We start from the raw sequence: 24,867 nt of genomic DNA, 5'->3' as shown, positions 1-24,867 counted from the left end.
TCGCGCCGCGCTGCTGGTCGCGCCGCGCTGCTGGTCGCGCCGCGCTGCTGGTCGCGCCACGCTCGTCGCTTCGCCGATTGCGCATCGCTTCGCCGATCCGAATCGGCGTATCGGTGCGGAGTCGGCGAAGTGATGCGGACCGGCAGGTCGGTGGCGCCGGCGTCGGTGGCGCCGGCGCAGGTGGCAGCCCCGCGCGGGGGGCAGGCCCGGCGCGGGCAGGCACGCACGGGTGGCAGCGCGCGGCGGGTGGTGTGAGACGCGGCCGCGGGCGCGGTCCGCACGTCGGTAGGCTCGGCGACCGTGAAGATCCTCGTCGTCGGAACCGGTGCCCGCGAGCACGCGATCGTCCGTGCGCTGTCCCTGGACCCGGCCGTCACCGAGCTGCACGCGGCGCCGGGCAACCCGGGGATCGGGACGCTGGCGACGCTGCACACCGTGAACCCGCTGGACGGTTTCGCAGTCGCCGAGCTCGCCACGCGGCTCGGCGTCGATCTGGTGGTCGTCGGCCCCGAGGCGCCGCTGGTGGCCGGCGTGGCGGACCACGTGCGCGAGGCGGGGATCCCCGTGTTCGGCCCGTCGGCCGAGGGTGCTCGGCTCGAGGGGTCGAAGGCCTTCGCCAAGGAGGTCATGGCGGCAGCGGGCGTGCCGACGGCGGCGCCGCGCGTGGCGGAGGACCTCGAGCAGGCCGCCGCCGCGTTCGACGAGCTGGGCGCTCCCTACGTCGTCAAGGACGACGGGCTGGCCGCCGGCAAGGGCGTGGTGGTCACCGACGACCGCGCGGAGGCGCTCGCCCACGCACACGCGTGCCTGCAGAAGCCGGGCGGACGCATCGTGATCGAGGAGTACCTGGACGGGCCCGAGGTCTCGCTCTTCGTGCTGTCCGACGGCACCGACGTCGTCCCGCTCGTGCCCGCGCAGGACTTCAAGCGCGCGCACGACGGCGACGAGGGACCCAACACGGGGGGCATGGGGGCGTACTCGCCGCTGCCGTGGGCACCCGAGGGGCTGGTCGACGAGGTGGTCGAGCGCGTGGCCCGGCCGACGATCGCCGAGATGGCCCGCCGCGGGACACCGTTCGCGGGCGTGCTGTACGTCGGGCTCGCGCTGACGTCGAAGGGGCCGAAGGTCGTCGAGTTCAACGCGCGCTTCGGCGACCCGGAGACGCAGGTGGTCCTCGCGCGGCTCGCGACGCCGCTGGCCGGCGTGCTGCTCGCGTCGGCGACGGGGGGTCTGGGTGACCTGCCGCCCCTGGAGTGGCGCGACGACGCGGCGGTCACGGTGGTCGTGGCGGCAGAGGGCTATCCCGCCGCGCCGCGCTCGGGCGACGCGATCACGGGCGTCACGCAGGCGGACGCGCTCGACGACGTGCACGTGCTGCACGCCGGCACGTCCGCCTCGGACGGCATCCTGCACTCCGCGGGCGGCCGCGTGCTGTCCGTCGTCGGGGTCGGTGCGGACCTGACCGCGGCGCGCACCGCGGCCTACGCGGGCGTGGACCTCATCCGTCTCAAGGGCGCGCACCACCGCTCGGACATCGCGCTCGCGGCCTCCCAGGGCTCACGAGCGGACCGGGACTGACGCGGCCCGCCGCTACTCGGCACCGCGCGGTGCGTACATGATCACCGCGACGCCGGCCAGGCAGATCAGCGCACCGGCGATGTCCCAGCGGTCGGGCTTGAATCCGTCCACCGCCATGCCCCACGCGAGCGAGCCGGCGACGAACACCCCGCCGTACGCGGCCAGGATCCGGCCGAAGCTCGCGTCCGGCTGCAGCGTGGCCATGAACCCGTAGAGCCCGAGCGCGACGACCCCGGCGCCGATCCACGCCCAGCCGCGGTGCTCGCGCACGCCCTGCCAGACGAACCACGCCCCGCCGATCTCGAGGATCGCGGCGGCGACGAACAGCAGGATCGAGCGGGTCACGGTCATGGGTGCTGGCTCCGTCGGCGACGAGTGCGGGCGCTGGGTGCCTGAGCGTAGGACGGCGTGGTCATCGGCAGAGGGCCAGGACCAGGTCGAGCACCGCGGACGCGGGCCGACCCGCGGTCTCCACGACGGTCGCACCCGGCCATGGGTCGACCGCGGTCGCGACGACCTCGTCCCACGTGGGCTGCCGGTGCCCCGGGATGTCGGCGACGCGGTGCTCGACCCGCCGGCGGTGCTCGACCGCGTCCGAGCACGTCAGCCAGGCCTCGACGGTGCGGCCCCCGAGCGCTCGCCAGCCCGCGCGCGCCTCGTCGACCGCGTTCACGGCGTCCGCGACGACCGACCGACCGACCCGCAGGTCGTCGGCGGCCACCGCCATGCCGACGGCGTACCCCGCCTCGGCGACACGGTCGATCCCGAGGGACGAGCGCAGCAGCGCCTGCTCGATCGTGTCGATGCGCACGTGCGAGGCGCCCAGCCGGGTGGCGAGGGCGCGCGCGAGGGTCGTCTTGCCCGTGCCGGGCAGGCCGCCCAGCACGACGAGCAGGGGTGTGGTGGTCACGCCGGTGACTCTGGCAGGCCGGCCGAGGACGTGCACGCTGCCGGTGCGGCAGGATCAGGGCATGAGCAACGGGACCTTCGTGTACGGCGGCGGCGTGTGGGGTGGCGACGCCGCCGACGAGCCCAGCCTGCGGATTGACGTGCAGGACGGTGACATCGCGACCGTCGACTACCGGCCCACCCCGGAGGGTCGGGGCCGGTTCTACCTCGGCTTCCAGCCGCGCGACTTCTTCGACGACCCGGCAGAGAGCGAGCCCGTGGACCTGGCCGCGGAGGCCGAGGCCTTCGCGGAATGGGCACTGCTCGTGGGCGCGATCGACGTCGAGGCGAAGCACGTGCGCCGGCTGCTGGCCGAGGACCACGTCGACGAGCCGGTGGACACGTTCGTCGAGGAGACCGTGGAGCGTCTGGTCCGGCTCGTCGGCCTGCCGATCCCGGACGGGCTCGAGGGGGGAGACGACCTCGTCTGAGGTCGTGCGGGACGGCACACTAGGCGCGTGACTTCCACGACCACCTCCGCGGTGCTGCCCGGTTGGACCCACACCTACTCGGGCAAGGTTCGCGACCTGTACGTGCCCGACGAGTCCCCGGCGGGCCGTGCCGTGACCGACGAGCACGGCGACGTCGTCCTCGTCGTCGCGAGCGACCGCGTCTCCGCCTACGACCACGTGCTCAGCCCCGGCATCCCCGACAAGGGCGTCGTCCTGACGCAGCTGAGCCTGTGGTGGTTCGAGCAGCTGGCCGACCTCGTGCCCAACCACGTGGTCTCGACGGACGTCCCTGAGGCCGTCGCGGGCCGCGCGATGGTGTGCCGGCGGCTGGACATGTTCCCCGTCGAGTGCGTCGTGCGCGGCTACCTCACCGGCTCCGGCCTCGCGGAGTACCGCGTCTCCGGCTCGGTGACCGGCATCGAGCTGCCCGACGGGCTCGTCGACGGGTCCCGGCTGCCGGAGGCGATCTTCACGCCGGCGACGAAGGCCGAGCTGGGGGAGCACGACGAGAACGTGCCCTTCTCGGCGGTGGTCGACAGCGTCGGGGCCGAGTCGGCCGAGACGCTGCGGTCGCTTACGCTGGCCGTCTACGCGCGCGCCGAGGCGATCGCGCGCGAGCGCGGCGTGATCCTGGCGGACACCAAGCTCGAGTTCGGCACCGACCCGGTCACCGGCGCGGTGACCCTCGGCGACGAGGTGCTCACCCCGGACTCGTCGCGGTTCTGGCCCGCCGACGGCTGGCAGCCGGGCCGCGCGCAGCCCAGCTTCGACAAGCAGTTCGTGCGCGACTGGCTGACCTCGCCCGCTTCCGGCTGGGACCGGGCGTCGGACAGCACCCCGCCGCAGCTGCCCGACGACGTCGTCGACCGCACGCGTGCCCGCTACCTCGAGGCGTACGAGCGGCTGACCGGCACGGCGCTGGTGATCTGACGTCATGGCTCAGGACCTGCGCACCGAGCGGCCTCCCCTCGGGGTCGTCGCCGCCTATCGAGTGTTCGGCCGCCGTCCCGCTGCGCGCTACGACGGTTGGCTCCGCGACGACCTGGACAGCCGCGCCTATCCGTGGGCCGAGGCGGCGTGGAGCCTGGTGATCGCGGCTCCGCTCGGCGTGGCCATGGCGGTCGTCCTCTCGTTGCCAGTGCGGCTCGTGGTCGTGGCCATCGCCCTCACGTACCCCGTCGCCGTGCTCCAGGCCTTCGGAGGGCGAGCCAGCAGTCGCGTCCGCTACTTCGGCGCGGACGCCGAGGCCGATCACGTCGGCCACTTCCGCCCGTACCGCGGCATGTCGGAGGACTGAGCCTCGACGACGGCGACCGCGCCGGTCCACGGGTCGGGCCGTGGTCCGGTGCCGGGAGCGCCGTCGGTAGACTCCCGGTCGAACCCCCATCGCCGCGTGAAGCCAGGAGCACCCCCGTGGGACGAGTTGTCGTCGACGTGATGCCGAAGCCCGAGATCCTCGACCCGCAGGGCAAGGCCGTGGCCGGCGCCCTCCCGCGACTCGGCTTCGGTCAGTTCGCGTCGGTCCGGCAGGGCAAGCGGTTCGAGCTCGAGGTGGACGGACCGGTGACCGACGAGATCCTCGCCGCGGCGCGCGCCGCCGGTGAGCAGGTGCTCTCGAACCCCGTCATCGAGGACGTGGTCGCGGTCTACGAGGACGTCGAGCAGGGCGCCGCGCTGTGACCCGCGTCGGAGTCGTCACCTTCCCGGGAACGCTCGACGACCGGGACGCCGCGCGCGCGGTGCGTCTCGCGGGCGCCGAGCCGGTCTCGCTGTGGCACGCCGACGCCGACCTGCACGGCGTCGATGCCGTCGTGCTGCCCGGCGGCTTCTCCTACGGGGACTACCTGCGAGCGGGCGCGATCAGCCGGTTCGCGCCCGTCATGGGCGAGATCGTCGAGGCCGCCGGCAAGGGGCTGCCCGTGCTGGGCATCTGCAACGGCTTCCAGGTGCTGACCGAGGCGCACCTGCTGCCCGGCTCCATGATCAAGAACGACCACCTGCACTTCGTGTGCCGCGAGCAGGTGCTGTCCGTGGAGAACGCCGACACCGCGTGGACGCGTGACTACAGCGCCGGCCAGCACATCACCGTGCCCCTGAAGAACCAGGACGGCCAGTACGTCGCCGACGAGGCCACGCTCGACGAGCTCGAGGGCGAGGGCCGGGTCGTGTTCCGCTACGTGGGCTGGAACCCGAACGGTTCGCGCCGCAACATCGCGGGCATCTCCAACGCCGCGGGCAACGTGGTGGGGCTCATGCCGCACCCCGAGCACGCGGTCGAGGCCGGCTTCGGCCCGGACGGTGCCGACGGCCCTCGCACCGGGACGGACGGGCTCGGCTTCTTCACGTCGGTGCTGCACTCGCTCGTCGGCTGATGCCGGTGCTCGACCTCGTCGCGTGGGACGACCCCGCCGCCGCGCGCCTGCGCGTCGCCCAGCAGGCCGAGCTGCGCGAGCGCTACGGCGACGACGACATCGGTCACGCGATGACCGGCGAGCAGATCGTCGCGATGGTGCTGCTGCGTTCGTCGTCGGGTGAGGCCGTGGCGTGCGGCGCGCTGCGGGACGCGCCGGATCTCGGGGCGGCCACCGCCGAGCTCAAGCGCATGTTCGTGCTCCCCGACCATCGCGGCCGGGGTCACTCGCGCGCGGTCCTGGTGGAGCTCGAGCGGATCGCCGCCGAGCGCGGGTACGACCGCCTGGTGCTCGAGACCGGGCCGCGCCAGCCGGAGGCGATCGGGCTGTACCTCTCGGCGGGGTACGTGCCCACGGAGAACTACGGCGAGTACGTGGGTGTTCTCGACTCCCGCTGCTTCGCCAAGGACCTGCGCGCGGTGCCCGGAGTCCGTGGCCCCGCGCGGCCCGGGGTGGTCGTGACGCTCGACCGGGTCCCGTGGACCGATCCCGACGCCTCGTACCTGCGGCACCGGATGTACACCCAGTTCAACGCGCCCACCTACCCCGAGCTGGCCGCGATGATCGCGGACGTCGGGGGCTTCTGGGCGGACGACGAGGCGCAGGGGGTCGGTGACCTCGGCACCTGGGTGGCGCGCGTCGACGGGCGGCCCGTCGGCTGCGTGAGCCTGCGCGCGCCGCGTGACGGGTACCCCGCTGGATCGGCCGAGCTGAAGAAGCTCTACATCGAGGCCGACGCGCGCGGCGCCGGCGTGGCGCGCGCGCTGCTGGCCGCGGTCGACGAGAAGGCCCGGTCGCTCGGTTTCACCGACCTGGTGCTGCAGACCGGCATCCGCCAGCCCGAAGCCATCAGGCTGTACCTCGCGACCGGGTGGCGGCCGATCGCTCCCTTCGGGCCCTACGAGTCGGACCTGCACTCCCTCTGCTTCGGCAAGCCGCTCGCGCGCTGACGACCCCCGGTCGCCCGAGGCCACTGCCGCGCGGGTGGCCATCGCCAGGCGGCCAGGCGGCCGGGACGATGGGCGCATGGAGATCCTGCGCTACCGAGCGTTCACCACGGCCCACCCCGACCCCGCGTCCGGCAACCCCGCGGGGGTCGTGCTGGACGCCGAGGGCCTCGACGAGGCGGAGATGGTCGCCATCGCGGCCGAGCTCGGGTTCAGCGAGACGGCGTTCCTCACCGAGATCCAGCACGACGCCGCGCGGGTGCGGTACTTCACCCCTCGTGCGGAGATCGCCTTCTGCGGGCACGCGACGATCGCGTCGGGCGTGGCGCTCGCACGACGACGGGCCGCCGGGCCGACCGTCCGCCTGACGACCAACGCCGGCCTCGTGCCCGTCGACGTGACGCCGGACCGAGCGACCCTGACGGCCGTCGAGACCGAGGTGGAGCCGCTCGACGATGCCCTCCTTGATGCCCTCCTGCGGGCCGTGCGCCTCGAGAAGGCCGACCTCGATCCCGCGTTGCCCCCGGCTCTCGTGCACGGCGGCAACCTGCACCCGCTGCTCGTGGTGCGGCCGGGCGTCCTGCCGCGGCTCGACCACGACGACGACGCGGTGCTACGGCTGCAGGACTCGCAGGGCTGGGACGGCACGGTGCCGGTCGTCGAGCGGTTGTCGCCGACGCGGTTCGCCTCGCGCAACCCGTTCCCTCGGGGCGGGATCCGCGAGGACCCGGCGACGGGCTCCGCGGCCGCCGGGCTCGGTGCCTACCTCCGCGCCGGCGGCCACGTGGAGGCGCCTGTGGTGATCAGCGTCGACCAGGGCTCCGAGGTGGGCCGCCCGTCGGCCATCGTCGTGGACGTGCCCGACCAGGGGCGCATCCGCGTCACGGGAGCCGCCGAGGAGATGTAGGACCTCCCGCGTGCCGGACGGAGGTCTGGCGGTGACCATGGCCGCATGACGATCCGCATCGGGACGTCCGGCTGGTCGTACGACCACTGGGACGGCGTCCTCTACCCGCACGGCACGCCGCCGCGTGACCGGCTCGAGCACTACGTGCGCGAGTTCGACACCGTCGAGCTCAACGCGAGCTTCTACCGGTGGCCGCGCGACACGACCTTCGCGGGATGGCGGCAGCGGCTGCCGGAGGGCTTCACCATGTCCGTGAAGGCGGCGCGCGGCCTCACGCACGCGAAGCGGCTGCTGGAGCCGGAGGTGTGGTCGGCACGGATGGCGGCCGCGTGGCACGAGCTGGGACCGCGGCGCGAGGTGCTGCTGGTCCAGCTGCGACCCGACCACGAGCGCGACGACGCGCGGCTCGACTGGTTCCTCGGGTCGCTGCCGGACTGGGTGCGCGTGGCCGTCGAGCTGAGGCACCCCTCGTGGAACGACGACGCGGTGTTCCACCTGCTGGAGCGTCGCGGAGCGGCCTACGTGGTGATGAGCGGCGCCGGCCTCCCGTGCGTGCTGCGCGCCACCGCAGGGTTCGTGTACGTCCGCCTGCACGGCCCCGACCACGAGCACCTGTACGGCGGCTCGTACTCCGACGACGACCTGCACTGGTGGGCGGACCGGATCCGCGAGTGGGCCGGCGACGGCCGGGACGTGCTGGCCTACTTCAACAACGACGGCGAGGGGAACGCGGTCCGCAACGCCCGGACGCTGCGCGCGTTCCTGGGCTGACCCGAGATGCGGCGACCACCGCCTCGACCTAGCGTGGCCGTCCTGGTCCTGCGCGGGACCGCCGGACGAGGAGGTCGCATGCCCCAGCCCGAGATCACCAAGGTCGCCGAGCTCATCAAGGGCTCCAAGATCGCGATGCTCACCACCATCGACGCGGCGGGCGCGCTGGTCAGCCGGCCCATGGGCGTCCAGGACGTCGACTTCGACGGCGACCTGTGGTTCTTCGCCGACGCCGACTCGCACAAGGTCGCCGAGATCGAGCACGGCAGCCCCGCCAACGCGGCGTTCGTCAGCTCGTCGTCGTGGCTCTCGGTGTCCGGCCCCGCGGAGGTGGTCCGCGACGTCGCCAAGCAGCGCGAGCTGTGGGGACCGGTCGCCGAGGCCTGGTACCCGGACGGGCCGGAGACGCCCGGTCTGGTGCTCGTCGTGCTGCACGGCGAGACCGCCGAGTACTGGGACTCGGCGGGCGGCCGGGTCGCGACCGTCCTGAGCCTGATCAAGGCGAAGGTCACGGGCGAGCGCTACGACGGCGGGGAGAACGAGACCGTCTCGCTCTGAGCGCACGCTCCGCGTCGAGCGCCCCTGCCGGGAGCGCTCGACGCGGAGGCTACGCCAGCGTGGTGAAGGCCTGCGTGAGGTCGTCGATCAGGTCGTCGACGTCCTCGAGGCCCACCGAGAACCGCACGGTGGACTCGGCGATCCCGACCGCGGCGCGGCCCTCAGGACCGAGCTTGCGGTGCGTGGTCGTGGCCGGGTGCGTCACGATCGACTTCGCGTCGCCCAGGTTGTTCGAGATGTCGATGACCCGCAGCGCGTCCAGGAACGCGAACGTGGTCTTCTTCGCCACCTCGGGCGTCGCGTCGGCGGGCACCCGCAGGTCGAACGTCACGACCGTGCCGCCGCCCGACTGCTGGCGCAGCGCCAGCTCGTGCTGCGGGTGCGACGGCAGGTAGGAGTACCGCACGCGCGCGACCTCGTCGCGCGCCTCGAGCCACTGGGCCAGCCGCAGCGCGGAGGATGCCTGGTGGCGGACCCGCAGGGACAGGGTCTCGAGCCCCTTGAGCAGCACCCACGCGTTGAAGGGCGCGAGCGACGGGCCGGTGTTGCGCACGAAGGTCTGCACCGGACCGTGGATGTAGTCCGCCGGGCCGAGGATGGCGCCGCCCAGCACGCGTCCCTGCCCGTCGATGTGCTTGGTCGCCGAGTAGACGACGATGTCCGCGCCCAGCTCGAGGGGGCGCGACAGCACCGGGGTCGCGAAGACGTTGTCGACGATCACGAGCGCCCCCGCCGCGCGGGCGAGCGCCGAGACGGCGGCGATGTCGACCAGGTCCTGCATCGGGTTGGACGGCGTCTCGAAGAACACCACGTCGGCCGGGGTGGAGAGCGCGGCCTCCCACTGCCCGAGCTCATGGCCGTCGACGTACTCCGTGGTCACGCCCCAGCCGGCCAGGAGCTCGTCGAAGATGACCACGCTCGAGCCGAACAGCGCGCGCGCCGCGACGATGCGGGAGCCCTGCTTGACCACGGCGGCCAGCGACGTGAAGACGGCGGACATCCCCGTCGAGGTCGAGACGGCCGCCTCGGCCCCGTCGAGCAGGCGGAGCCGCTCCTCGAAGGTCTGCACGGTGGGGTTGTTGTAGCGCGAGTACAGGAAGCGGTCGACGTCGCCGGCGAACGCCGCCTCGGCCTGGCCCGCGGACCCGTAGACGTAGCCCTGCGTGAGGAAGAGCGCCTCGGACATCTCGTCGAACTCGGTGCGCACCAGGCCACCGCGCACGGCGAGCGTGTCGGGCCGCAGCCCGGATCGCTCGACGCGGCGTGCGTCCCAGTCGGCCGGTCCGGGGACCCGGCTCACAGCTCGCGCCAGGGCAGGCCGTCGGCGCGCCAGCCGGAGTGCCCGCGCTGGCCGTCGAGACCGACGTCGCCCTCGAAGCCCTGCAGCACGTTGTACGACGGTCCGAACCCGGCGGCCGTGGCGGCCTGCGCGGCTGCCACGGACCGGACGCCGGACCGGCAGAGGAACACGACCGGTCGCTCCTCGCCCGGCGTGAGGCCCGCCCGCGCGAGGTCGGCCAGGAAGTCGGGGTTGGGCCCGGCCGGCGTCACCCACTCGACGAACGCGGCGCGGCCGCCGAGCTCGGAGGCGTCGGGAACGCCGATGGTGCGCCACTCGCCGTCGGTGCGGACGTCGACGAGCAGCGCGCTCTCGTCGGTCGTCAGCAGGTCCCAGGCCTGCTGCGGGGTCAGGTCGCCTGCGTAGGGCATTGCTCTCCTCCATCGGTCCTGGCGGTAGCACCCTGCTCCGGGCGTGAGCACTGATCCCGTAGGGGTTGCTGCGGCGTCGTCGAGCCAGATCTCTCGGCCGCTCTGGATGGTTCGGCGATGCTAGCGCGTCGAAGCCGATGCCTTCCACGTTGTGAACACCGCGTCCCGTCATGCGAGATGCGCCCGTCGTGCCGTTGACAGCGAGGGCGCTTCTTCGGAACCCTCATGGTCAGGTCATGAGCGCCAGCGTCAAGCCCCGGCTCGCTGGCCGGCAACCCTCCTCCGCGGCGGGGTGCCCCGGGTGACGACCAGGCCGGCACCAGTTGGTGCCCGGCAAGCGCGGGACACCCATGGGCGGTGCTCCCTCGATCCGGAGGTGCACCATGACTGCGATCGCTGAGCGGACGTCCTGTGCGGGCGTCGAGGACCTGATCAGCCCGCTGATCCCCGTCGTCGGCGGGAGCACCACCGTGCCCCTGGTGGACGGCTCGCAGGTGGTCTACGCGAACCTGGACTACGCGGCCAGCGCGCCGGCTCTCGAGGCCGTGGCGGCCCGCGTCTCCGAGGTGCTGCCGCTGTACGCGTCCGTCCACCGCGGTGCCGGCTACCTCTCCCAGGTGTCCACCGCTCTGTACGAGTCGTCGCGGCAGAGCATCGCGCGCTTCGTCGGCGCCCGGGCCGACGACGTCGCGATCATCACGCGGAACACCACCGACTCCCTCAACCTGCTCGCGGGCGTGGTGCCGGCCGGCGGTCGCGTGCTGGTGCTGGACGTCGAGCACCACGCGAACCTGCTGCCCTGGGTGCATTCCCGCCCGGGGCAGGAGCGCTCCACGACCATCCTGCCCATCGCGCGCACGGTCGCCGAGACGCTCCGGTCGCTGGCCGACGAGCTCGCACGCCAGCACTACGCGCTGGTCACCGTGACGGGCGCCTCCAACGTGACGGGCGAGTCGCTGCCGCTCGACCGCGTCATCGAGATCGCGCACGCCGAGGGGGCGCGCGTCGTGGTCGACGGTGCGCAGCTGGTGCCGCACCGCGGCTTCTCGCTCGCCGAGACCGGGGCGGACTACGTCGTGTTCTCGGGGCACAAGACGTACGCGCCGTTCGGTGCCGGCGCGCTCGTCGGCCGCCGCGACTGGCTCGACGTCGGCACGCCGTACCTCGCAGGGGGAGGTGCGGTGCGCGACGTGCGGACCGACCGGACCATCTGGCAGCCCGCGCCGGCCCGCCACGAGGCCGGCTCGCCCAACGTGATCGGCGCGATCGCCCTCGCGGAGGCCTGCGAGCAGCTCGCGGCGCTCCCGGCGGGAGCCCTGCACGCGCACGAGAAGGCGCTGCGCGACCGCCTGGTCGCCGGCCTGTCGTCGATCGAGGGCGTCCAGGTGGCCCGCATCTGGCCCGACTCGGACGAGCCGGTCGGCGTGATCACGTTCACCGTGCCCGACCACGACCCGGGCCTCGTCGCGGCGTACCTCGCCGCGGAGCACGGCATCGGTGTACGTGACGGCCGCTTCTGCGCCCACCCGCTCCTCGCGCACCTCGGGGCGACCGGGGGTGCGATCCGCGCGTCCGTGGGCGTCGGGACCACGAGCGAGGCCGTGGACCGGCTGGTGGGCGCCCTGCGCGACTACCTCGGGACGGGCGCGCGCTCGTCGTACGAGATCGTGGACGGCTGCTGGGCCGTGGTGGACGACACGCGGCCCCTGCTCGCGGTGCACGGCCTGGACCACCTCGCGGCCACCGCCGCCGCGGCGTGCGGACCCGCGCTCGACGACTGACGCGCCCGAAAAGATCCGCTTCGGGTGCATCCGGACCGGGTGCGGGGACGGAAGTGGGGGATGAGGGCGCCGACCGGCGCCCGCGCGGTGCGGCGCCAGGCGTCGCCCGCGTCCGACGTCCCTGGGAGCTCGCCATGTCGATCCGTCGCTTCGTCTCCGCCCTCGCAGCCGCCTCACTCGCCACGGGCGCGGTGGTCGCGTTCGCGCCCGGCGCGTCCGCCACCGCCCGCACCGCCTCCGCCCCGACCGGCACGACGAGCCTCGCCGCCGTGCTGGCCTCGGACGGCAACACGTTCGACCGCAACTGGTACGACTTCGACATCCTGGACCAGGCCGTGGGCGCGGTGCTCGCCGCCAAGCCGGACAGCCCGGTCGCGGTGCTGGCGGACGGGACCGTGCCGCTCACGGCCTTCATCCCGACCGACCGCGCCTTCCAGCTGCTGGCGCACGACCTCACGCACCGCTGGTACTCCTCGGAGCAGCGCGTGCTGACCGCGCTGGCCGGCGCGGTGGGCGTCGACGCGATCGAGCAGGTGCTGCTCTACCACGTGGTGCCGGGCGCGACGATCGACTCCAAGACGGCCCTGGCCTCCGACAACGCGGTCCTCACCACGGCCCAGGGCGGCACCATCAAGGTCGACGTGCTCTCGAAGCGGTTCGGCCTGGTGCGGCTGATCGACAAGGACCGCAACGACGTCAACCCGTTCCTGATCCCGTGCAAGCTCGACATCAACAAGGGCAACAAGCAGATCGCGCACGCGATCACGTTCGTGCTGCGGCCCGTGGACCTCTGAGCCTCCTCCCGACTCAGCGCGGCCTCATCGCACCCGCAGGCCCGCGTGGTTGGCCAGAGCGGGCGCCAGGTCGACGAGCTGGCCGGGGCTGATCGTGGCCCCGGCCAGCCCGTCGATGCCCTCGATCTCGCGCAGGGCGTCGATGCCGCGCAGGTCGGCGTCCTTCAGGGTGGCCCCGCCGAGCACCAGCCGCCGCACCTGGCAGTCCTCGAAGCGCAGCCGCGAGGCCCGCACGCGCGCGAGGTCGAGCTCGTCGATCACCACGCCGGCGAACGTGACGTCGTCCAGGCGTGAGTCGCGCAGGTTGAGGTAGTCGATCTTCCCGCCCGTCACGCGCACGCGGGTCCAGGTGGACGCAAACGCCTGGACGGCGCCGAACCGCACGTCGGACCATGCGCAGTCCTGCCAGGTCGCGGAGGCCGCGTGGAGCGCGCCTGCGCGTGAGTCGGCGATCGTGGTGTCGATGATGCGTGCGTGCTCGAGCCGGACGCCGTCCAGCGAGCAGCCGGTGAACATGCACTCCAGCACGCGCGCGGAGGAGCCGTCCTGGCCGTCGAGCACGGCGCCCGCCACATCCAGCCCGTCGAGGTCCGCTCCCGGCTCGAGGCTGATGCTGGTCACGGGGCACACCCTGCCAGAGTCCGTGCCACGATCGCTCGATGCAGCACGACCTGGTCCTGGAGGGCAACGGCGTCCGGTTGGTTCCGCTCGGCGTGGAGCACGCGCCCGCCCTCGTCGCGCTGGTGGACGACGCCCTGTGGCGCGGCATGACGTCGCCGACGCCCACGACCACCGACGAGATGGCCGCCACCATCATCGCGGCGCAGCAGACGCCGGCCAGGCTGGCGTTCGCCGTGCTGGGTGCCGCCACCGGTGAGGTGCGGGGGAGCACCTCCTTCTACGACTGGGCGCCGGAGCTCGCGCGGGTCGAGATCGGTCACACGTACTACGGGCGCGACTGGTGGGGCGGCACGACGAACCCGGCCACGAAGCTGCTGCTGCTCTCGCACGCGTTCGACGCCTGGGGCTGCGCGCGCGTGGCCCTGCGCGCCGACACGGAGAACACCCGCTCGCTGGCGGCGATCCAGCGGATGGGCGGCGTGCCCGAAGGCGTGCTGCGCAGCCACCGCGTCCGCCCCGACGGATCGCGCGGGGACACGGCGTACTTCTCGATCCTCGCCCCGGAGTGGCCCGCGGTCCGGGCGGGCCTCGAGGCTCGGCTCGGCTGAGCGGCGCTCGGGGGTGAGCCATGCGCCCGAGCCGTCACGAGGTGAAGCGCGCGTCACCGCAGCGGGTCGACCCGGCCCGTCAGGTGCGGGCCGCTCGAGCCCGGCCGCCAGGCGGTGTACGCGAACCCGTCGCCGTCCGGGGCGACCCGGACGGACGGGCTGCTGGGCAGCAGCACGGGCTTGGCGAACTCGACGGTCCACACGTACGCCTCTCCGCGGGCCGCGCCGACGTCGGCGAGCGCGCGCGCCGCGGTGTACATGCCGTGCGCGATCGCGCGAGGGAAGCCGAAGGCCTTGGCGGCGAGCGCGGAGAGGTGGATCGGGTTGCGGTCGCCCGAGACGGCGGCGTAGCGGCGGCCGGTGTTCGCAGCGAGCTGCCAGCGCCCGGTGGGCACGGGCGCGACGAACGGCTCGCGCTCGTCGTCGGTGGCGCCGCCCGGCTGCTCTCGCGCGGTCACACCCTTGGCCAGGTAGGTCGAGACCCCGGTCCACACGACGTCGCCGTCGACGCGCACCTGCGCGACGAGATCCACCTGGGTGCCCGAGCGGTGCGGCCGGACGTCGCGGGCCCACGCGCGCACGTCGAGCTCGTCGCCGACGCGGACGCCGCGCGACTGGGTCACGTGGTTGGACAGGTGGACCATGCCGAGCGGCGGGAGCGGGAAGTCGGCCGACGACATGAGCGCCATCGCGACGGGGAACGTGATCGCGTGCACGAACCCGGCCGGCAGCACGTCGCTCGCGGGCTCGCCGACGAGGTGCTGGTAGTCGGTCAGGCGCGTGGCATCGACCCGCACCCCACCGACGTGGAGCACCGCGCCCCCGCCTGCTGCCGGTGCCGGTGCACGCCCCAGGCGGCGCTGCACCCCCAGCCTGCCGGAGGACAGGACGGTGCGCGCGTACACGGAGCCGAGGGCCGGGACGCCGCCCAGCTCGACGAGCCGGTCGGTCACTGGCCCACCATGTTCTGCCCGCACACCCGCAGCACCCTCCCGACGACGCCGCCGGCGGCGGGCGACGCGAGGAACGCGACCGTCTCGGCGACGTCCACCGGCTGGCCGCCCTGCTGCAGCGAGTTGAGGCGCCGTGCCACCTGCCGCGTCACGGCGGGGATGCGTGCGGTCATGTCGGTCTCGATGAAGCCGGGCGCGACGGCGTTGGCAGTCCCCCCGAACGCCTCGAGCAGCGGAGCCGTGGCGCGCACCATGCCGATCACGCCGCCCTTGGAGGCCGCGTAGTTGGTCTGCCCACGGTTGCCCGCGATGCCCGACGTAGACGCGAGCGAGACGATGCGCGGGGCGTCGGTGAAGTCGCCCGAGGTCAGCAGCGCTTCGTTGATGCGCAGCTGCGCGGTGATGTTCACCGCGAGCACCGGGTCCCACTTCTCGGGCGTCATGTTGGCGAGCAGCTTGTCCCGCGTGATGCCCGCGTTGTGGATCACGATGTCCAGGCGACCGTGCCGCGCGAGCGCGTGCTCGAGGATGCGCTCGCCCGCGTCGGGCGCCGTGACGTCGAGCTGCAGGGCCGTCCCGCGCACGCGGTTGGCGACGGCGGTCATGTGCTCGCCCGCGGCGGGCATGTCGACCGCGACGACCGTGGCGCCGTCGCGGGCCAGGGTGTCCGCGATCGACGCGCCGATGCCACGCGCGGCGCCGGTCACGACCGCGACCCGACCCTCGAGCGGGCGCTCCCAGGAGCCGGGCAGCGAGCCGGCCTCGCTCGACACCGTCAGGAGCTGGCCGTCGACGAATGCCGAGCGCGTGGACAGGAAGAACCGCAGTGCCCCGACCACGGACGGCGCCTCGACGCCGACGCCGGCCTCGAGCACGATGCCGTTGCCCGTCGAGCCTCCGCGCAGCTCCTTGGCCAGCGACCGCAGCAGGCCGTCCACGCCCTGACGAGCGGCGGCGACGGCCGGCGCGTCGTCGGGCACCGACGAGCGCGACAGCGTGACCACGCGCGCGCCCTTGGTGAGCGACTTGAGGACCCCGGCGGCGGCGAGCACGGGAGCGGTGAGGTCGGTGGGGTGCTCGACCTGCGTCAGCGCCAGCACGACCGCCGCGTAGCGCACGTCGGGCTCGGGATTGCGGTGCACCTCGAGGTCCCACGGGCCGGAGAGCAGGGCCGCGACGGCGTCCGCGTCCGTGCCGCGGCCGACGACGAGCACCGCGCCCTCGAGCAACGGCTGCCCGGGCCGGTACCGGCGCAGGGGTGCGGGCTGCGGCAGCCCCAGCTGCTTGGCGACCTTCTTGGTGAAGCCGCTGTTGACCAGGTTCAGGTAGGTGTCGCTCACGTCAGACCGCCTCGAGGATCGCCGTCAGGCCCAGCCCGCCGGCCGCGCACACGGACACGAGCGCCCGCACGGGCCGGCCCTCGGCCGCGCGTCGTCGGTGCAGCTCCTTGCTGATGGTCGCCACGATGCGACCCCCCGTCGCGGCGAACGGGTGGCCCGCGGCCAGCGACGAGCCGTGCACGTTGAGCCGCGCGCGGTCCACCGTGCCGAACGCGCCGTCGAGGCCGAGCCGCTCGCGGCCGAACTCCTCGGACTCCCACGCGGCCAGCGTGGTCAGCACGGTGGAGGCGAACGCCTCGTGGATCTCCACGTAGTCGAGGTCGGCGAGCGTCAGCCCGTTGCGGGCCAGCAGGCGGGGTACGGCGAACGCGGGCGCCATGAGCAGCCCGTCCACGCCGTGCACGAAGTCGACCGCCGCCGCCTCCGCGTCGACCACCACGGCCAGGGGGGTGAGCCCGTGGGCGGCCGCCCACTCCTCGTTGCCGAGCAGCACGGTGGAGGCGCCGTCGGTCAGGGGCGTGGAGTTCCCGGCCGTCATCGTCGCGGGGGTGTCCAGCCCGAGCCCGAAGGTGGGCTTGAGGGCCGCCAGCTTCTCGAGCGAGGTGTCGGCCCGCAGGTTGCCGTCGCGCGACTGGCCGCGGTACGGCGTGACCAGGTCGTCGAAGAAGCCCTGCTCCCACGCGGCGGCCAGCCGCTGGTGGGAGGCGAGGGCGATCTCGTCCTGGGCCTCGCGCGTGATGCCCCACTGGGCCGTGGTCAGGGCCTGGTGCTCGCCCATCGACAGGCCCGTGCGCGGCTCGGACGTGCGGGGCGTGGACGGCGCGAGGTCCTTGGGCCGGATCTTCGCCGCGGCCGCCACCTTCTGACCCACCGAGCGCGCGCGCGACAGGTCCAGCAGTGCGCGGCGCAACCGGTCGCTCACCGCGATGGGTGCGTCGGAGGTGGTGTCGACGCCGCCCGCGACCGCGGAGTCGATCTGGCCCAGCCGGATCTTGTTGGACAGCGACACCACCGTCTCGAGGCCCGTCGCGCAGGCCTGCTGCAGGTCGTACGCCGGCGTCTCGGCGGACAGCGCGGAGCCGAGCACGGTCTCGCGCGTGAGGTTGAAGTCGCGGCTGTGCTTGAGCACGGCGCCCGCCGCGACCTCGCCGATCCGCTCGCCCTGCAGGCCGTACCGCGCGACGAGCCCGTCCAGCGCGGCGGTCAGCATGTCCTGGTTGCTCGCGTGGGCGTACGCGCCGCCGGCACGGGCGAACGGGATCCGGTTGCCGCCCAGCACCAGCGCGCGCGGTGACGTGGCGGGTCCTGCGGTCTTCGAGGCTGCCATGGGGCGTCCCTCTCGCATCGTCGGTGATGGCGTTCGTCGTGGGACTTCCGTCCCTGGTGTTTCCGCAACCAACAGTACCTGATACCTTCGGTCTCGTGAGTCCGATCACACCGAGCTCGAAGGCGAGCACCCCCAACCCGAGCGGCCTGACGCTGCTGAGCGGCGACGCCCCTCCCGCCGCTGGTCGCGCTCCGCGCCGCGTGCCGGCGGGGGCGACCGGTGCGCCGGCTGGCGCGCCAGCCCCCGCTTCCCGGCGTCCGGCCGACGACGTGTTCGCGTCCGACGGCCGCTCGACGCGATGGGCGGACCACCGCGAGGCGCGTCGCGCCGAGCTGGTCCGGATCGCCCGGCGCACGGTCCACCACCGCGGTCCGGACGTCTCCATGGAGGAGATCGCGACCGCGGCCGGGACCTCGAAGTCGATCGTCTACCGGTACTTCGCCGACAAGACGGGGCTCCAGATCGCCGTCGCCGAGGCCGTGGTGCTGCAGATCCAGGGTGCCCTGGAGGGCGTGCTGCGTGTGGCGCCGACGCCGCGCGACGGCCTGCGCGCGATGGTGGCCGTCTACCTCGAGATGATCGAGTCGTCGCCGCACGTGTACGCGTTCGTGACGCGCAACGGGTCCGTGGAGTCGGGCGGGCCGCTCGGCCACTTCCTCGACTCGGTGACCGCGCTCGTCGCCGCGCCCTTCGCCCGCGGGCTCACCGAGGAGGCCGGCGACGGCCGCCGCTACGCGCGCCGCCCGGAGGCGTCGCCCGACGACACCACGTCCGCCCGCATCGCGCTGGCCGAGTCCTGGGCCGCGGGCGCCGTCGGGTTCGTCCGCGGGGCCGGCGAGTGGTGGCTGGCCCACCGCGACGAGCCCGGCAGCCCGGACCGGGAGGACATCACGGCGCAGGTGGCCGCGTGGCTGTGGGCGGGCCCCGTCGGCCTGCTCGCCCGCGAGCGCACCCGTGCCGACCAGCAGCAGCCCGGCAACCAGTCCGACCATCACGGCACCCACCCGTTCGACGACGAGCACACCAGCACCACCAGGGAGATCCGATGACCGCCATCACCGACCGGCCCACCACGCTGGAGGCGCCGGTCGACGACGCCCGCGACGTCCGCATCGACGTCGCCGCGCTCGCCGACCAGCTGCTCGGTCCGTACGCGGACCTGCGTCGCCAAGCGCGCGAGGTGGCGGGCCGCCCCGAGTTCCAGAAGATCGAGGGCCAGCCGGTGCCCGAGCACCGCGAGCGCGTGCTGCACCAGCTGCGCGAGCTGGCCGCGCACCACGACGTGCTGCGCGCGTTCCCGTCGCGCCTGGGCGGGGCCGACGACCACGGCGGCTCGCTGTCGCGGTTCGAGGAGCTGGTCGTCGCCGACCCGTCGCTGCAGATCAAGGCCGGCGTCCAGTGGGGGCTGTTCGCGTCCGCGATCCTGCACCTGGGCACGGCCGACCACCACGACCGGTTCCTCCCGGCCGCGATGTCGGTCGACGTGCCCGGCGCGTTCGCGATGACCGAGACGGGGCACGGCTCGGACGTCGCGTCGATCGGCACCACGGCGACGTACGACCCGGCGACGCAGGAGTTCGTCATCCACACGCCGTTCCGCGCCGCGTGGAAGGACTACCTCGGCAACGCCGCCCAGCACGCGACCGCGGCGGTCGTCTTCGCGCAGCTCGTCACGGCCGGCCCGGAGGAGCCCGCGGTCAACCACGGCGTGCACGCCTTCTACGTGCCGGTCCGTGACGCGTCGGGCGCCTGGATGCCGGGCGTCGGGGGCGAGGACGACGGCCTCAAGGGAGGCCTGAACGGCGTCGACAACGGCCGCCTGCACTTCGACCAGGTGCGGGTGCCGCGCTCCAGCCTGCTGAACCGGTACGGCGACGTGGCCGAGGACGGCACCTACAGCTCGCCGATCGCGAGCCCGGGCCGCCGCTTCTTCACGATGCTGGGCACCCTGGTGCAGGGCCGCGTGTCGCTCGACGGCGCGGCCGCCAACGCGAGCAAGCTCGCGCTGTCGATCGCCGTCACCTACGCGAACCAGCGCCGCCAGTTCGCAGGTGCGGGCTCCGACGAGGTGGTCCTCATGGACTACGGCCAGCACCAGCGCCGCCTGCTGCCGCTGATCGCCGAGACCTACGCGTCGACGTTCGCGCACGAGGAGCTGCTCGCCGCGTTCGACGCCGTCTTCTCGGGCCGGGGCGACACCCCCGAGGGCCGCGAGGACCTCGAGACGCTGGCCGCGACCCTGAAGCCGACCTCGACCTGGCACGCGATGAACACCATTCAGGCTGCCCGCGAGGCGTGCGGCGGCGCGGGCTACCTGGCGGAGAACCGTCTCGTCGGCCTGCACCAGGACATGGACGTCTACGTGACGTTCGAGGGCGACAACACCGTGCTCTACCAGCTGGTGGCCAAGCGGCTGCTCACCGAGTACGCGCGCTCGCTCAAGGGCGCCGGCGCGGGCGACGTGGCGCGCCTCGTGGCCGGCCGTGCCGCGGGTGCGGCGCTGCACCGCACCCCGCTCATCCGCGCGGTCCAGACGCTGTCCGACGCGGGGGACGCGCGGCGCTCGGTGGGGCAGCTGCGCGACGAGGCCGCCCAGCGCGAGCTGCTCACCGACCGGGTCGAGTCGATGGTGGCGGACCTGGCCAACTCGCTGCGTCCCGCGCAGAAGATGGCGCCCGCCGAGGCCGCCGCGCTGTTCAACGCGCACCAGCACGAGCTCATCGAGGCGGCCCGCGCGCACGCCGAGCGCGTGCAGTGGGAGGCGTTCACGCGGGGGCTGGCCCAGGTCAGCGACCCGGCCACCAAGCAGGTGCTCACCTGGGTGCGTGATCTGTTCGGCCTGCAGCTCATCGAGCGGCACCTGGCCTGGTACCTCATCAACGGCCGGCTGTCGGCCGGCCGCGCGCGCACGGTCACGTCCTACATCGACCGGTTGCTCGCCCGGCTGCGCCCGCACGCGCAGGACCTGGTCGACGCGTTCGGCTACGGACCCGAGCACCTGCGTGCGCCCATCGCGTCCGGGGCCGAGCAGGAGCGGCAGGACGAGGCACGCGCGCACTACCGCGCGCAGCGCGCTTCCGGACAGGCGCCGTTGCCCGAGAAGCACATCCGCTGACGCGCAGCGCAGGGCCGGCACCCACCCGGCCGTGCGGACGGACGCCCCCGCCACGACCCCGGGACCCTGCTCGACGAGCGCGGTCCCGGGGTCGTCGCGCGCGCTACCTCCGCCTCGCCCGGCGCCGGTAGTGCAGCAGCCAGCCCATGACGAAGCCGAGCGCGAGCGCGATGCTGAGCATCACCCACGTCGGGGTGACGAACTCCCAGGCGAACACCTTGAAGGTCGCCGGCTTGGTGTTCTGCAGGACGATCACGACCGCGAGCACCACCACGACGATGCCGACGTACAGCCGCCAGGGAACGGGCTTCTTCTCGGGCGGCGTGCCGCCGGGACGCGGGGCGGGGCTCTGGCTGGACATGCGGACCTCCCGGTCGCCGGTCGCCGTCGGCGTCCCCGCCCGGCCGTCCCGTCGTGCCCATCCTGGCCCGGTCCTGTCCCGGGCGCATCGGGTCAGGTGGGGTTGCAGCGCGCCGCGATCATTGCGAGGCCGTCCACCTGCGGCCGCCAGGGCTCGAGGTTCCAGGTCGCCTTGTCGGGCGCGCCCAGCTCGTGGCAGGTGAGCTGGTCGTGCATGGTCTGCGAGTCGGCGTCCGGCTCGGCCGCGACCAGCTGGTCCCAGGTCAGCCGCTGGGCGGCAAGCCCGCCGTTGCGTGCCCAGGCGGTCGGCGTCACGGCCAGCGACTCGCCACCCTCGCGGTTCCCCCACGAGGTGTGGGCGACCGTGCTGCCGGCGAACCAGAGGGTCGTCGTGCCCTCGCCGCCTCGCGCCGTGAGGGCGAGCACGTCGGCGCCGTCGTCGGACAGCCGGCCGTGGGACGGCGTCAGCCCGCCGCGACCCACCAGGGCGGTGCCGTCCCCGAACGTCTCCGGGTCCGCACCGGTGACGTAGGCGAGTGGGGCGTCAGCGGCGGTGCGGCTGTCGCGGAAGGTGAGCCGGATGGAGCCGTCGTCGGCCCGGTGCTTGGTGACCTGCACGCCGTCAGCCGCGAGGACCCATGCGCGGGCCCCGTCCGCGCGCAGCGCCAGGCCCCCGCGGACGGCCGCCGCGGAGGGCGGTGCGTCCGGGGCGGGGGTTGCCGTGGGCGGCTTCGACGTGGTCGTGGTTGTCGTCGTGGCGCTGCTGGGCGCCATCGGCGTCGGGTCGGCCGAGGACGAGGTGCACGCCGCGAGGAGCGCGGCGCACGTGACCGCGCCCAGGAGGGCGACCGCCCGGGGAGGCCGGGCGATCATGTGCGCGGGGGAGCGGTCGATCCCGGCGGGCCGCTCATCGGCAGGACGGGCAGCACGGCGTCCGTCCCGAGCATGCGCATGACCGCGACGGTATCGGACCTCGTCGGGGCGTGGTGGCCCGATGCGCGTGATCGGTGGGGGCAGCTGCGTCGAGTCGCGGTCGTCGGGCGGCTGTCCGCGGTGACGAGGCCGAGATCGGAGGCGCACCCCGCGCCGGTATCCTTGCCTCGTTCGCCGCGCGGCACCGACCGCGACCCGTGGCCACCACCGAGGGAATCGATGACCACCGCACCTGCGCGTCCTGCCCACACGAGTGACACCGTCGAGAACGCGGCGGCCACGCCCGAGCTCGCGCAGCCGTTCGCCGAGCTGGGCCTCAAGCCCGACGAGTACCAGCGGATCCGGGACATCCTCGGTCGCCGCCCTACCGCCGCCGAGCTCGCCATGTACTCGGTGATGTGGTCGGAGCACTGCTCGTACAAGTCGAGCAAGAACCACCTGCGCCAGTTCGGCGACAAGACCACCGACGCCATGAAGGAGCACCTGCTCGTCGGCATCGGGGAGAACGCCGGCGTGGTCGACATCGGCGACGGCTGGGCGGTCACGTTCAAGGTCGAGTCGCACAACCACCCGTCGTACGTGGAGCCCTACCAGGGCGCCGCGACGGGCGTCGGCGGCATCGTGCGCGACATCATCTCGATGGGCGCGCGCCCGGTCGCCGTCATGGACCAGCTGCGCTTCGGTGCGGTCGACCACCCCGACACGGCTCGCGTGGTGCACGGCGTGGTGGCGGGGGTCGGTGGCTACGGCAACTCGCTCGGCCTGCCCAACATCGGCGGCGAGCTCGTCTTCGACGCCTCGTACCAGGGCAACCCGCTGGTCAACGCCCTGTGCCTCGGGGTGCTGCGGCACGAGGACATCCACCTGGCCAACGCGTCGGGCGCGGGCAACAAGGTCGTGCTGTTCGGCGCCCGCACGGGTGGCGACGGCATCGGCGGTGCCTCGATCCTCGCGTCGGAGACCTTTGACGACACCAAGCCCTCCAAGCGCCCGTCGGTGCAGGTGGGGGACCCGTTCATGGAGAAGGTGCTCATCGAGTGCTGCCTCGAGCTCTACGCCGCCCGCGTGGTCGAGGGCATCCAGGACCTGGGCGCCGCGGGCATCAGCTGCGCGACGAGCGAGCTGGCCTCCAACGGTGACGGCGGCATGCACGTCGACCTCGAGCACGTGCTGCTGCGCGACCCCACGCTGACCGCCGGCGAGATCCTCATGTCGGAGTCGCAGGAGCGGATGATGGCCGTCGTCCGCCCGGACCAGCTCGACGCGTTCCTGGCCATCACGGGCAAGTGGGACGTCGAGACGGCCGTCATCGGCGAGGTCACCGGCACCGGTCGCCTCACCATCGACCACCACGGCGAGCGCATCGTCGACGTGGACCCCAAGACGGTCGCGCACGAAGGCCCGGTCTACGACCGCCCGTACGCGCGGCCGGCGTGGCAGGACGGGCTCAACGCCGACACCGCCGCGCAGCTGGCCCGGCCCTCGTCGCCTGCGGAGATCCGCGGCACGGTGCTCGAGCTGCTCGCCTCGCCCAACCTCGCCTCGAAGGCATGGGTCACCAGCCAGTACGACCGGTTCGTCCAAGGCAACACCGCGCTCGCGCAGCCCGACGACTCGGGAGTCATCCGGGTCGACGAGAGCACCGGGCTCGGCGTCGCGCTCGCCACCGACGCGAGCGGGCGCTACGCGAAGCTCGACCCCTACACGGGCGCGCAGCTGGCGCTCGCCGAGGCCTACCGCAACGTCGCGACCACCGGCGCCCGCCCGCTGGCCGTGACGGACTGCCTCAACTTCGGCAGCCCCGAGCACCCGGACTCGATGTGGCAGCTCGTCGAGGCGATCCGCGGCCTGGCCGACGCGTGCCAGGAGCTCGAGGTCCCCGTCACGGGCGGCAACGTCTCGCTCTACAACGGGACGGGCGAGCCGGGCCTCATCGACTCGGCCATCCACCCGACTCCGGTCGTCGGCGTGCTGGGCGTCCTGGACGACGTCGCCGACGCGACCTCGTCGGGCTGGACCACGCCGGGCCAGGCCGTCTACCTGCTCGGAACCACGCGCCCGGAGCTCGACGGCTCCGTGTGGGCCGACGTGGTGCACGACCACCTGGGCGGCGTGCCGCCCGTCGTCGACCTGGCCGCCGAGCGACGGTTGGCGCTCGTGCTCCAGAACGCGAGCCGCGACCACCTGGTCGACGCGGCGCACGACCTCTCGGAAGGCGGCCTGGTGCAGGCGCTCATCGAGTCGTCGCTGCGCTACGGCGTCGGTGTGCAGGTCTCGCTCGACGAGCTGTGCGCGCGCGACGGGCTCACGCCCTTCGAGGCGCTGTTCTCGGAGTCGACCGCTCGCGTGCTGGTCGCCGTGCCGCGCTCCGAGGAGGTGCGCCTGCTGGACCTGTGCACCGCCCGCGGCGTCCCCGCGCTGCGGATCGGCGAGACGGCCGAGTCCTGCACCCCGGGCGCTGGCGCCCCCGTCGACGACCCCGACCACGACCACGGCCCCGCCGTCGAGGTGGCCGGCCTGTTCACGCTGCCGCTCTCCGAGGCGCGCGAGGTGCACGAGGCGACGCTCCCGCACTACTTCGGCTGATCCGGCGCGGCCTGCGCGCGCCCGGCACGCGCGGCCGCCCTTTTCGCCCGACCGCGGGTCGTGCGCCGCGACGGCGGGTTGCGCGCCGCCCGCAGTCGGTGCGTGCGACCCGCGGTCGGCGCGCGCAGCCGACCCGCCTCGCGGCGGCCGGGCGGCCGGCTCCGCCC

At 73.8% G+C, this 24,867-nt stretch carries 26 protein-coding genes and 2 riboswitches; of the genes, 16 read left to right on the top strand and 10 right to left on the bottom strand.

The genetic code is table 11. The features are described from left to right. Positions 1–300: 300 nt before the first annotated feature. A complete protein-coding gene (gene purD, locus QRT05_RS00130; RefSeq protein ID WP_289444105.1) occupies positions 301–1,578 on the top strand; it encodes a phosphoribosylamine--glycine ligase in 1,278 nt (425 codons plus the stop codon). A gap of 12 nt (positions 1,579–1,590) precedes the next feature. Here purD and QRT05_RS00125 read toward each other — a convergent pair whose 3' ends face one another. Together QRT05_RS00125 and QRT05_RS00120 are read right to left on the bottom strand one after the other, a co-directional pair. Then, positions 1,591–1,929, bottom strand: a complete 339-nt coding sequence (locus QRT05_RS00125) for a YnfA family protein (RefSeq protein ID WP_289444104.1) — start codon at positions 1,927–1,929, stop codon at positions 1,591–1,593. 61 nt (positions 1,930–1,990) lie between these two features. Further along, complete coding sequence (locus tag QRT05_RS00120) at positions 1,991–2,488, bottom strand: AAA family ATPase (protein ID WP_289444103.1); 498 nt, start codon at positions 2,486–2,488, stop codon at positions 1,991–1,993. A 61-nt stretch (positions 2,489–2,549) separates the two neighbouring features. Here QRT05_RS00120 and QRT05_RS00115 point away from each other — a divergent pair, with 61 nt between their 5' ends. The 9 genes from QRT05_RS00115 to QRT05_RS00075 all read left to right on the top strand — a co-directional run bounded on the left by QRT05_RS00115 (position 2,550) and on the right by QRT05_RS00075 (position 8,572). Next, positions 2,550–2,957: a hypothetical protein gene (locus QRT05_RS00115; protein WP_289444101.1), complete on the top strand. Its 408-nt coding sequence runs from the start codon at positions 2,550–2,552 to the stop codon at positions 2,955–2,957. 27 nt (positions 2,958–2,984) lie between these two features. Further along, positions 2,985–3,908, top strand: a complete 924-nt coding sequence (locus tag QRT05_RS00110) for a phosphoribosylaminoimidazolesuccinocarboxamide synthase (protein WP_289444100.1) — start codon at positions 2,985–2,987, stop codon at positions 3,906–3,908. A 4-nt stretch (positions 3,909–3,912) separates the two neighbouring features. After that, positions 3,913–4,275 carry a hypothetical protein gene (locus QRT05_RS00105; RefSeq protein ID WP_289444099.1) on the top strand — a complete coding sequence of 121 codons (363 nt, stop codon included), beginning with the start codon at positions 3,913–3,915 and terminating at the stop codon, positions 4,273–4,275. A gap of 116 nt (positions 4,276–4,391) precedes the next feature. Then, entirely contained in the window at positions 4,392–4,658 is a 267-nt protein-coding gene (gene purS / locus QRT05_RS00100; protein ID WP_289444097.1) for a phosphoribosylformylglycinamidine synthase subunit PurS, read from the top strand. Beyond that, positions 4,655–5,350, top strand: coding sequence for a phosphoribosylformylglycinamidine synthase subunit PurQ (gene purQ / locus QRT05_RS00095; protein WP_289444096.1), 696 nt, complete (start codon positions 4,655–4,657; stop codon positions 5,348–5,350). The genes purS and purQ overlap by 4 nt, the downstream gene beginning before the upstream one ends. Then, complete coding sequence (locus QRT05_RS00090) at positions 5,350–6,339, top strand: GNAT family N-acetyltransferase (RefSeq protein WP_289444095.1); 990 nt, start codon at positions 5,350–5,352, stop codon at positions 6,337–6,339. The genes purQ and QRT05_RS00090 overlap by 1 nt, the downstream gene beginning before the upstream one ends. A gap of 76 nt (positions 6,340–6,415) precedes the next feature. Continuing rightward, a complete protein-coding gene (locus QRT05_RS00085; RefSeq protein WP_289444093.1) occupies positions 6,416–7,243 on the top strand; it encodes a PhzF family phenazine biosynthesis protein in 828 nt (275 codons plus the stop codon). 45 nt (positions 7,244–7,288) lie between these two features. Continuing rightward, positions 7,289–8,014: a DUF72 domain-containing protein gene (locus QRT05_RS00080; RefSeq protein WP_289444092.1), complete on the top strand. Its 726-nt coding sequence runs from the start codon at positions 7,289–7,291 to the stop codon at positions 8,012–8,014. A gap of 78 nt (positions 8,015–8,092) precedes the next feature. Further along, positions 8,093–8,572: a pyridoxamine 5'-phosphate oxidase family protein gene (locus QRT05_RS00075; protein WP_289444091.1), complete on the top strand. Its 480-nt coding sequence runs from the start codon at positions 8,093–8,095 to the stop codon at positions 8,570–8,572. A 49-nt stretch (positions 8,573–8,621) separates the two neighbouring features. Here QRT05_RS00075 and QRT05_RS00070 read toward each other — a convergent pair whose 3' ends face one another. Next, the gene (locus QRT05_RS00070) at positions 8,622–9,872 is read right to left on the bottom strand and encodes an O-succinylhomoserine sulfhydrylase (protein WP_289444090.1); all 1,251 of its coding nucleotides are present in this window, start codon (positions 9,870–9,872) and stop codon (positions 8,622–8,624) included. After that, complete coding sequence (locus QRT05_RS00065; RefSeq protein WP_289444089.1) at positions 9,869–10,282, bottom strand: rhodanese-like domain-containing protein; 414 nt, start codon at positions 10,280–10,282, stop codon at positions 9,869–9,871. The genes QRT05_RS00070 and QRT05_RS00065 overlap by 4 nt, the downstream gene beginning before the upstream one ends. 6 nt (positions 10,283–10,288) lie before the next feature. Continuing rightward, a riboswitch (SAM riboswitch) is annotated at positions 10,289–10,395 on the bottom strand. Between the two features lie 119 nt (positions 10,396–10,514). Further along, positions 10,515–10,628: riboswitch (SAM riboswitch) on the top strand. 37 nt (positions 10,629–10,665) lie between these two features. On the opposite strand from QRT05_RS00065, the gene QRT05_RS00060 reads away from it, so the two are divergent. Together QRT05_RS00060 and QRT05_RS00055 are read left to right on the top strand one after the other, a co-directional pair. Then, positions 10,666–12,063 carry an aminotransferase class V-fold PLP-dependent enzyme gene (locus QRT05_RS00060; RefSeq protein ID WP_289444088.1) on the top strand — a complete coding sequence of 466 codons (1,398 nt, stop codon included), beginning with the start codon at positions 10,666–10,668 and terminating at the stop codon, positions 12,061–12,063. A gap of 134 nt (positions 12,064–12,197) precedes the next feature. After that, a complete protein-coding gene (locus QRT05_RS00055) occupies positions 12,198–12,857 on the top strand; it encodes a fasciclin domain-containing protein (protein WP_289444087.1) in 660 nt (219 codons plus the stop codon). Positions 12,858–12,881: 24 nt separating this feature from the next. On the opposite strand, the gene QRT05_RS00050 is transcribed toward QRT05_RS00055, so the two are convergent. Next, positions 12,882–13,478: a pentapeptide repeat-containing protein gene (locus QRT05_RS00050; RefSeq protein ID WP_289444086.1), complete on the bottom strand. Its 597-nt coding sequence runs from the start codon at positions 13,476–13,478 to the stop codon at positions 12,882–12,884. Positions 13,479–13,516: 38 nt separating this feature from the next. Here QRT05_RS00050 and QRT05_RS00045 point away from each other — a divergent pair, with 38 nt between their 5' ends. After that, on the top strand, positions 13,517–14,086 hold the full coding sequence (locus QRT05_RS00045; RefSeq protein ID WP_289444085.1) for a GNAT family N-acetyltransferase: 570 nt from the start codon (positions 13,517–13,519) through the stop codon (positions 14,084–14,086). Between the two features lie 53 nt (positions 14,087–14,139). Here the strand turns inward: QRT05_RS00045 and QRT05_RS00040 are convergent, their stop codons facing one another. Genes QRT05_RS00040 through QRT05_RS00030 form a run of 3 tightly spaced genes read right to left on the bottom strand, consistent with a single transcriptional unit; the run spans position 14,140 to position 17,706 of the window. After that, positions 14,140–15,039 carry a MaoC/PaaZ C-terminal domain-containing protein gene (locus QRT05_RS00040; RefSeq protein WP_289444084.1) on the bottom strand — a complete coding sequence of 300 codons (900 nt, stop codon included), beginning with the start codon at positions 15,037–15,039 and terminating at the stop codon, positions 14,140–14,142. Further along, on the bottom strand, positions 15,036–16,379 hold the full coding sequence (locus QRT05_RS00035) for a 3-oxoacyl-ACP reductase (protein ID WP_289444083.1): 1,344 nt from the start codon (positions 16,377–16,379) through the stop codon (positions 15,036–15,038). Before QRT05_RS00035 ends, QRT05_RS00040 begins: the two co-directional genes overlap by 4 nt. Before the next feature lies 1 nt (position 16,380). Continuing rightward, positions 16,381–17,706 carry an acetyl-CoA C-acetyltransferase gene (locus QRT05_RS00030; RefSeq protein ID WP_289444082.1) on the bottom strand — a complete coding sequence of 442 codons (1,326 nt, stop codon included), beginning with the start codon at positions 17,704–17,706 and terminating at the stop codon, positions 16,381–16,383. A 95-nt stretch (positions 17,707–17,801) separates the two neighbouring features. Here QRT05_RS00030 and QRT05_RS00025 point away from each other — a divergent pair, with 95 nt between their 5' ends. After that, positions 17,802–18,755, top strand: a complete 954-nt coding sequence (locus QRT05_RS00025) for a TetR/AcrR family transcriptional regulator (protein WP_326522621.1) — start codon at positions 17,802–17,804, stop codon at positions 18,753–18,755. Continuing rightward, the gene (locus QRT05_RS00020; protein WP_289444081.1) at positions 18,752–20,821 is read left to right on the top strand and encodes an acyl-CoA dehydrogenase family protein; all 2,070 of its coding nucleotides are present in this window, start codon (positions 18,752–18,754) and stop codon (positions 20,819–20,821) included. Before QRT05_RS00025 ends, QRT05_RS00020 begins: the two co-directional genes overlap by 4 nt. Positions 20,822–20,924: 103 nt before the next feature. Here the strand turns inward: QRT05_RS00020 and QRT05_RS00015 are convergent, their stop codons facing one another. After that, complete coding sequence (locus QRT05_RS00015) at positions 20,925–21,182, bottom strand: LapA family protein (RefSeq protein WP_289444080.1); 258 nt, start codon at positions 21,180–21,182, stop codon at positions 20,925–20,927. A 92-nt stretch (positions 21,183–21,274) separates the two neighbouring features. Further along, positions 21,275–22,054: a DUF2599 domain-containing protein gene (locus QRT05_RS00010; RefSeq protein ID WP_289444079.1), complete on the bottom strand. Its 780-nt coding sequence runs from the start codon at positions 22,052–22,054 to the stop codon at positions 21,275–21,277. Between the two features lie 279 nt (positions 22,055–22,333). Here QRT05_RS00010 and purL point away from each other — a divergent pair, with 279 nt between their 5' ends. Beyond that, positions 22,334–24,700: a phosphoribosylformylglycinamidine synthase subunit PurL gene (gene purL, locus QRT05_RS00005; protein WP_289444078.1), complete on the top strand. Its 2,367-nt coding sequence runs from the start codon at positions 22,334–22,336 to the stop codon at positions 24,698–24,700. Positions 24,701–24,867 lie beyond the last annotated feature (167 nt).

It is taken from the genome of Cellulomonas edaphi (genome assembly GCF_030362815.1).
GTDB classification, from domain to species: domain Bacteria; phylum Actinomycetota; class Actinomycetes; order Actinomycetales; family Cellulomonadaceae; genus Cellulomonas; species Cellulomonas edaphi.
This window is presented reverse-complemented; position numbering and strand designations above follow the sequence as displayed.

Bases quoted from the DNA above. Each gene is read 5' to 3' on its own strand.
- QRT05_RS00075 (WP_289444091.1), top strand. From the start codon at position 8,093: ATGCCCCAGCCCGAGATCACCAAGGTCGCCGAGCTCATCAAGGGCTCC.
- QRT05_RS00080 (WP_289444092.1), top strand. From the start codon at position 7,289: ATGACGATCCGCATCGGGACGTCCGGCTGGTCGTACGACCACTGGGAC.
- QRT05_RS00060 (WP_289444088.1), top strand. From the start codon at position 10,666: ATGACTGCGATCGCTGAGCGGACGTCCTGTGCGGGCGTCGAGGACCTG.
- QRT05_RS00030 (WP_289444082.1), bottom strand. From the start codon at position 17,706: ATGGCAGCCTCGAAGACCGCAGGACCCGCCACGTCACCGCGCGCGCTG.
- QRT05_RS00020 (WP_289444081.1), top strand. From the start codon at position 18,752: ATGACCGCCATCACCGACCGGCCCACCACGCTGGAGGCGCCGGTCGAC.
- purL (WP_289444078.1), top strand. From the start codon at position 22,334: ATGACCACCGCACCTGCGCGTCCTGCCCACACGAGTGACACCGTCGAG.
- QRT05_RS00045 (WP_289444085.1), top strand. From the start codon at position 13,517: ATGCAGCACGACCTGGTCCTGGAGGGCAACGGCGTCCGGTTGGTTCCG.
- QRT05_RS00085 (WP_289444093.1), top strand. From the start codon at position 6,416: ATGGAGATCCTGCGCTACCGAGCGTTCACCACGGCCCACCCCGACCCC.
- QRT05_RS00105 (WP_289444099.1), top strand. From the start codon at position 3,913: ATGGCTCAGGACCTGCGCACCGAGCGGCCTCCCCTCGGGGTCGTCGCC.
- QRT05_RS00090 (WP_289444095.1), top strand. From the start codon at position 5,350: ATGCCGGTGCTCGACCTCGTCGCGTGGGACGACCCCGCCGCCGCGCGC.
- QRT05_RS00015 (WP_289444080.1), bottom strand. From the start codon at position 21,182: ATGTCCAGCCAGAGCCCCGCCCCGCGTCCCGGCGGCACGCCGCCCGAG.
- QRT05_RS00065 (WP_289444089.1), bottom strand. From the start codon at position 10,282: ATGCCCTACGCAGGCGACCTGACCCCGCAGCAGGCCTGGGACCTGCTG.
- QRT05_RS00055 (WP_289444087.1), top strand. From the start codon at position 12,198: ATGTCGATCCGTCGCTTCGTCTCCGCCCTCGCAGCCGCCTCACTCGCC.
- QRT05_RS00010 (WP_289444079.1), bottom strand. From the start codon at position 22,054: ATGATCGCCCGGCCTCCCCGGGCGGTCGCCCTCCTGGGCGCGGTCACG.
- QRT05_RS00125 (WP_289444104.1), bottom strand. From the start codon at position 1,929: ATGACCGTGACCCGCTCGATCCTGCTGTTCGTCGCCGCCGCGATCCTC.
- QRT05_RS00115 (WP_289444101.1), top strand. From the start codon at position 2,550: ATGAGCAACGGGACCTTCGTGTACGGCGGCGGCGTGTGGGGTGGCGAC.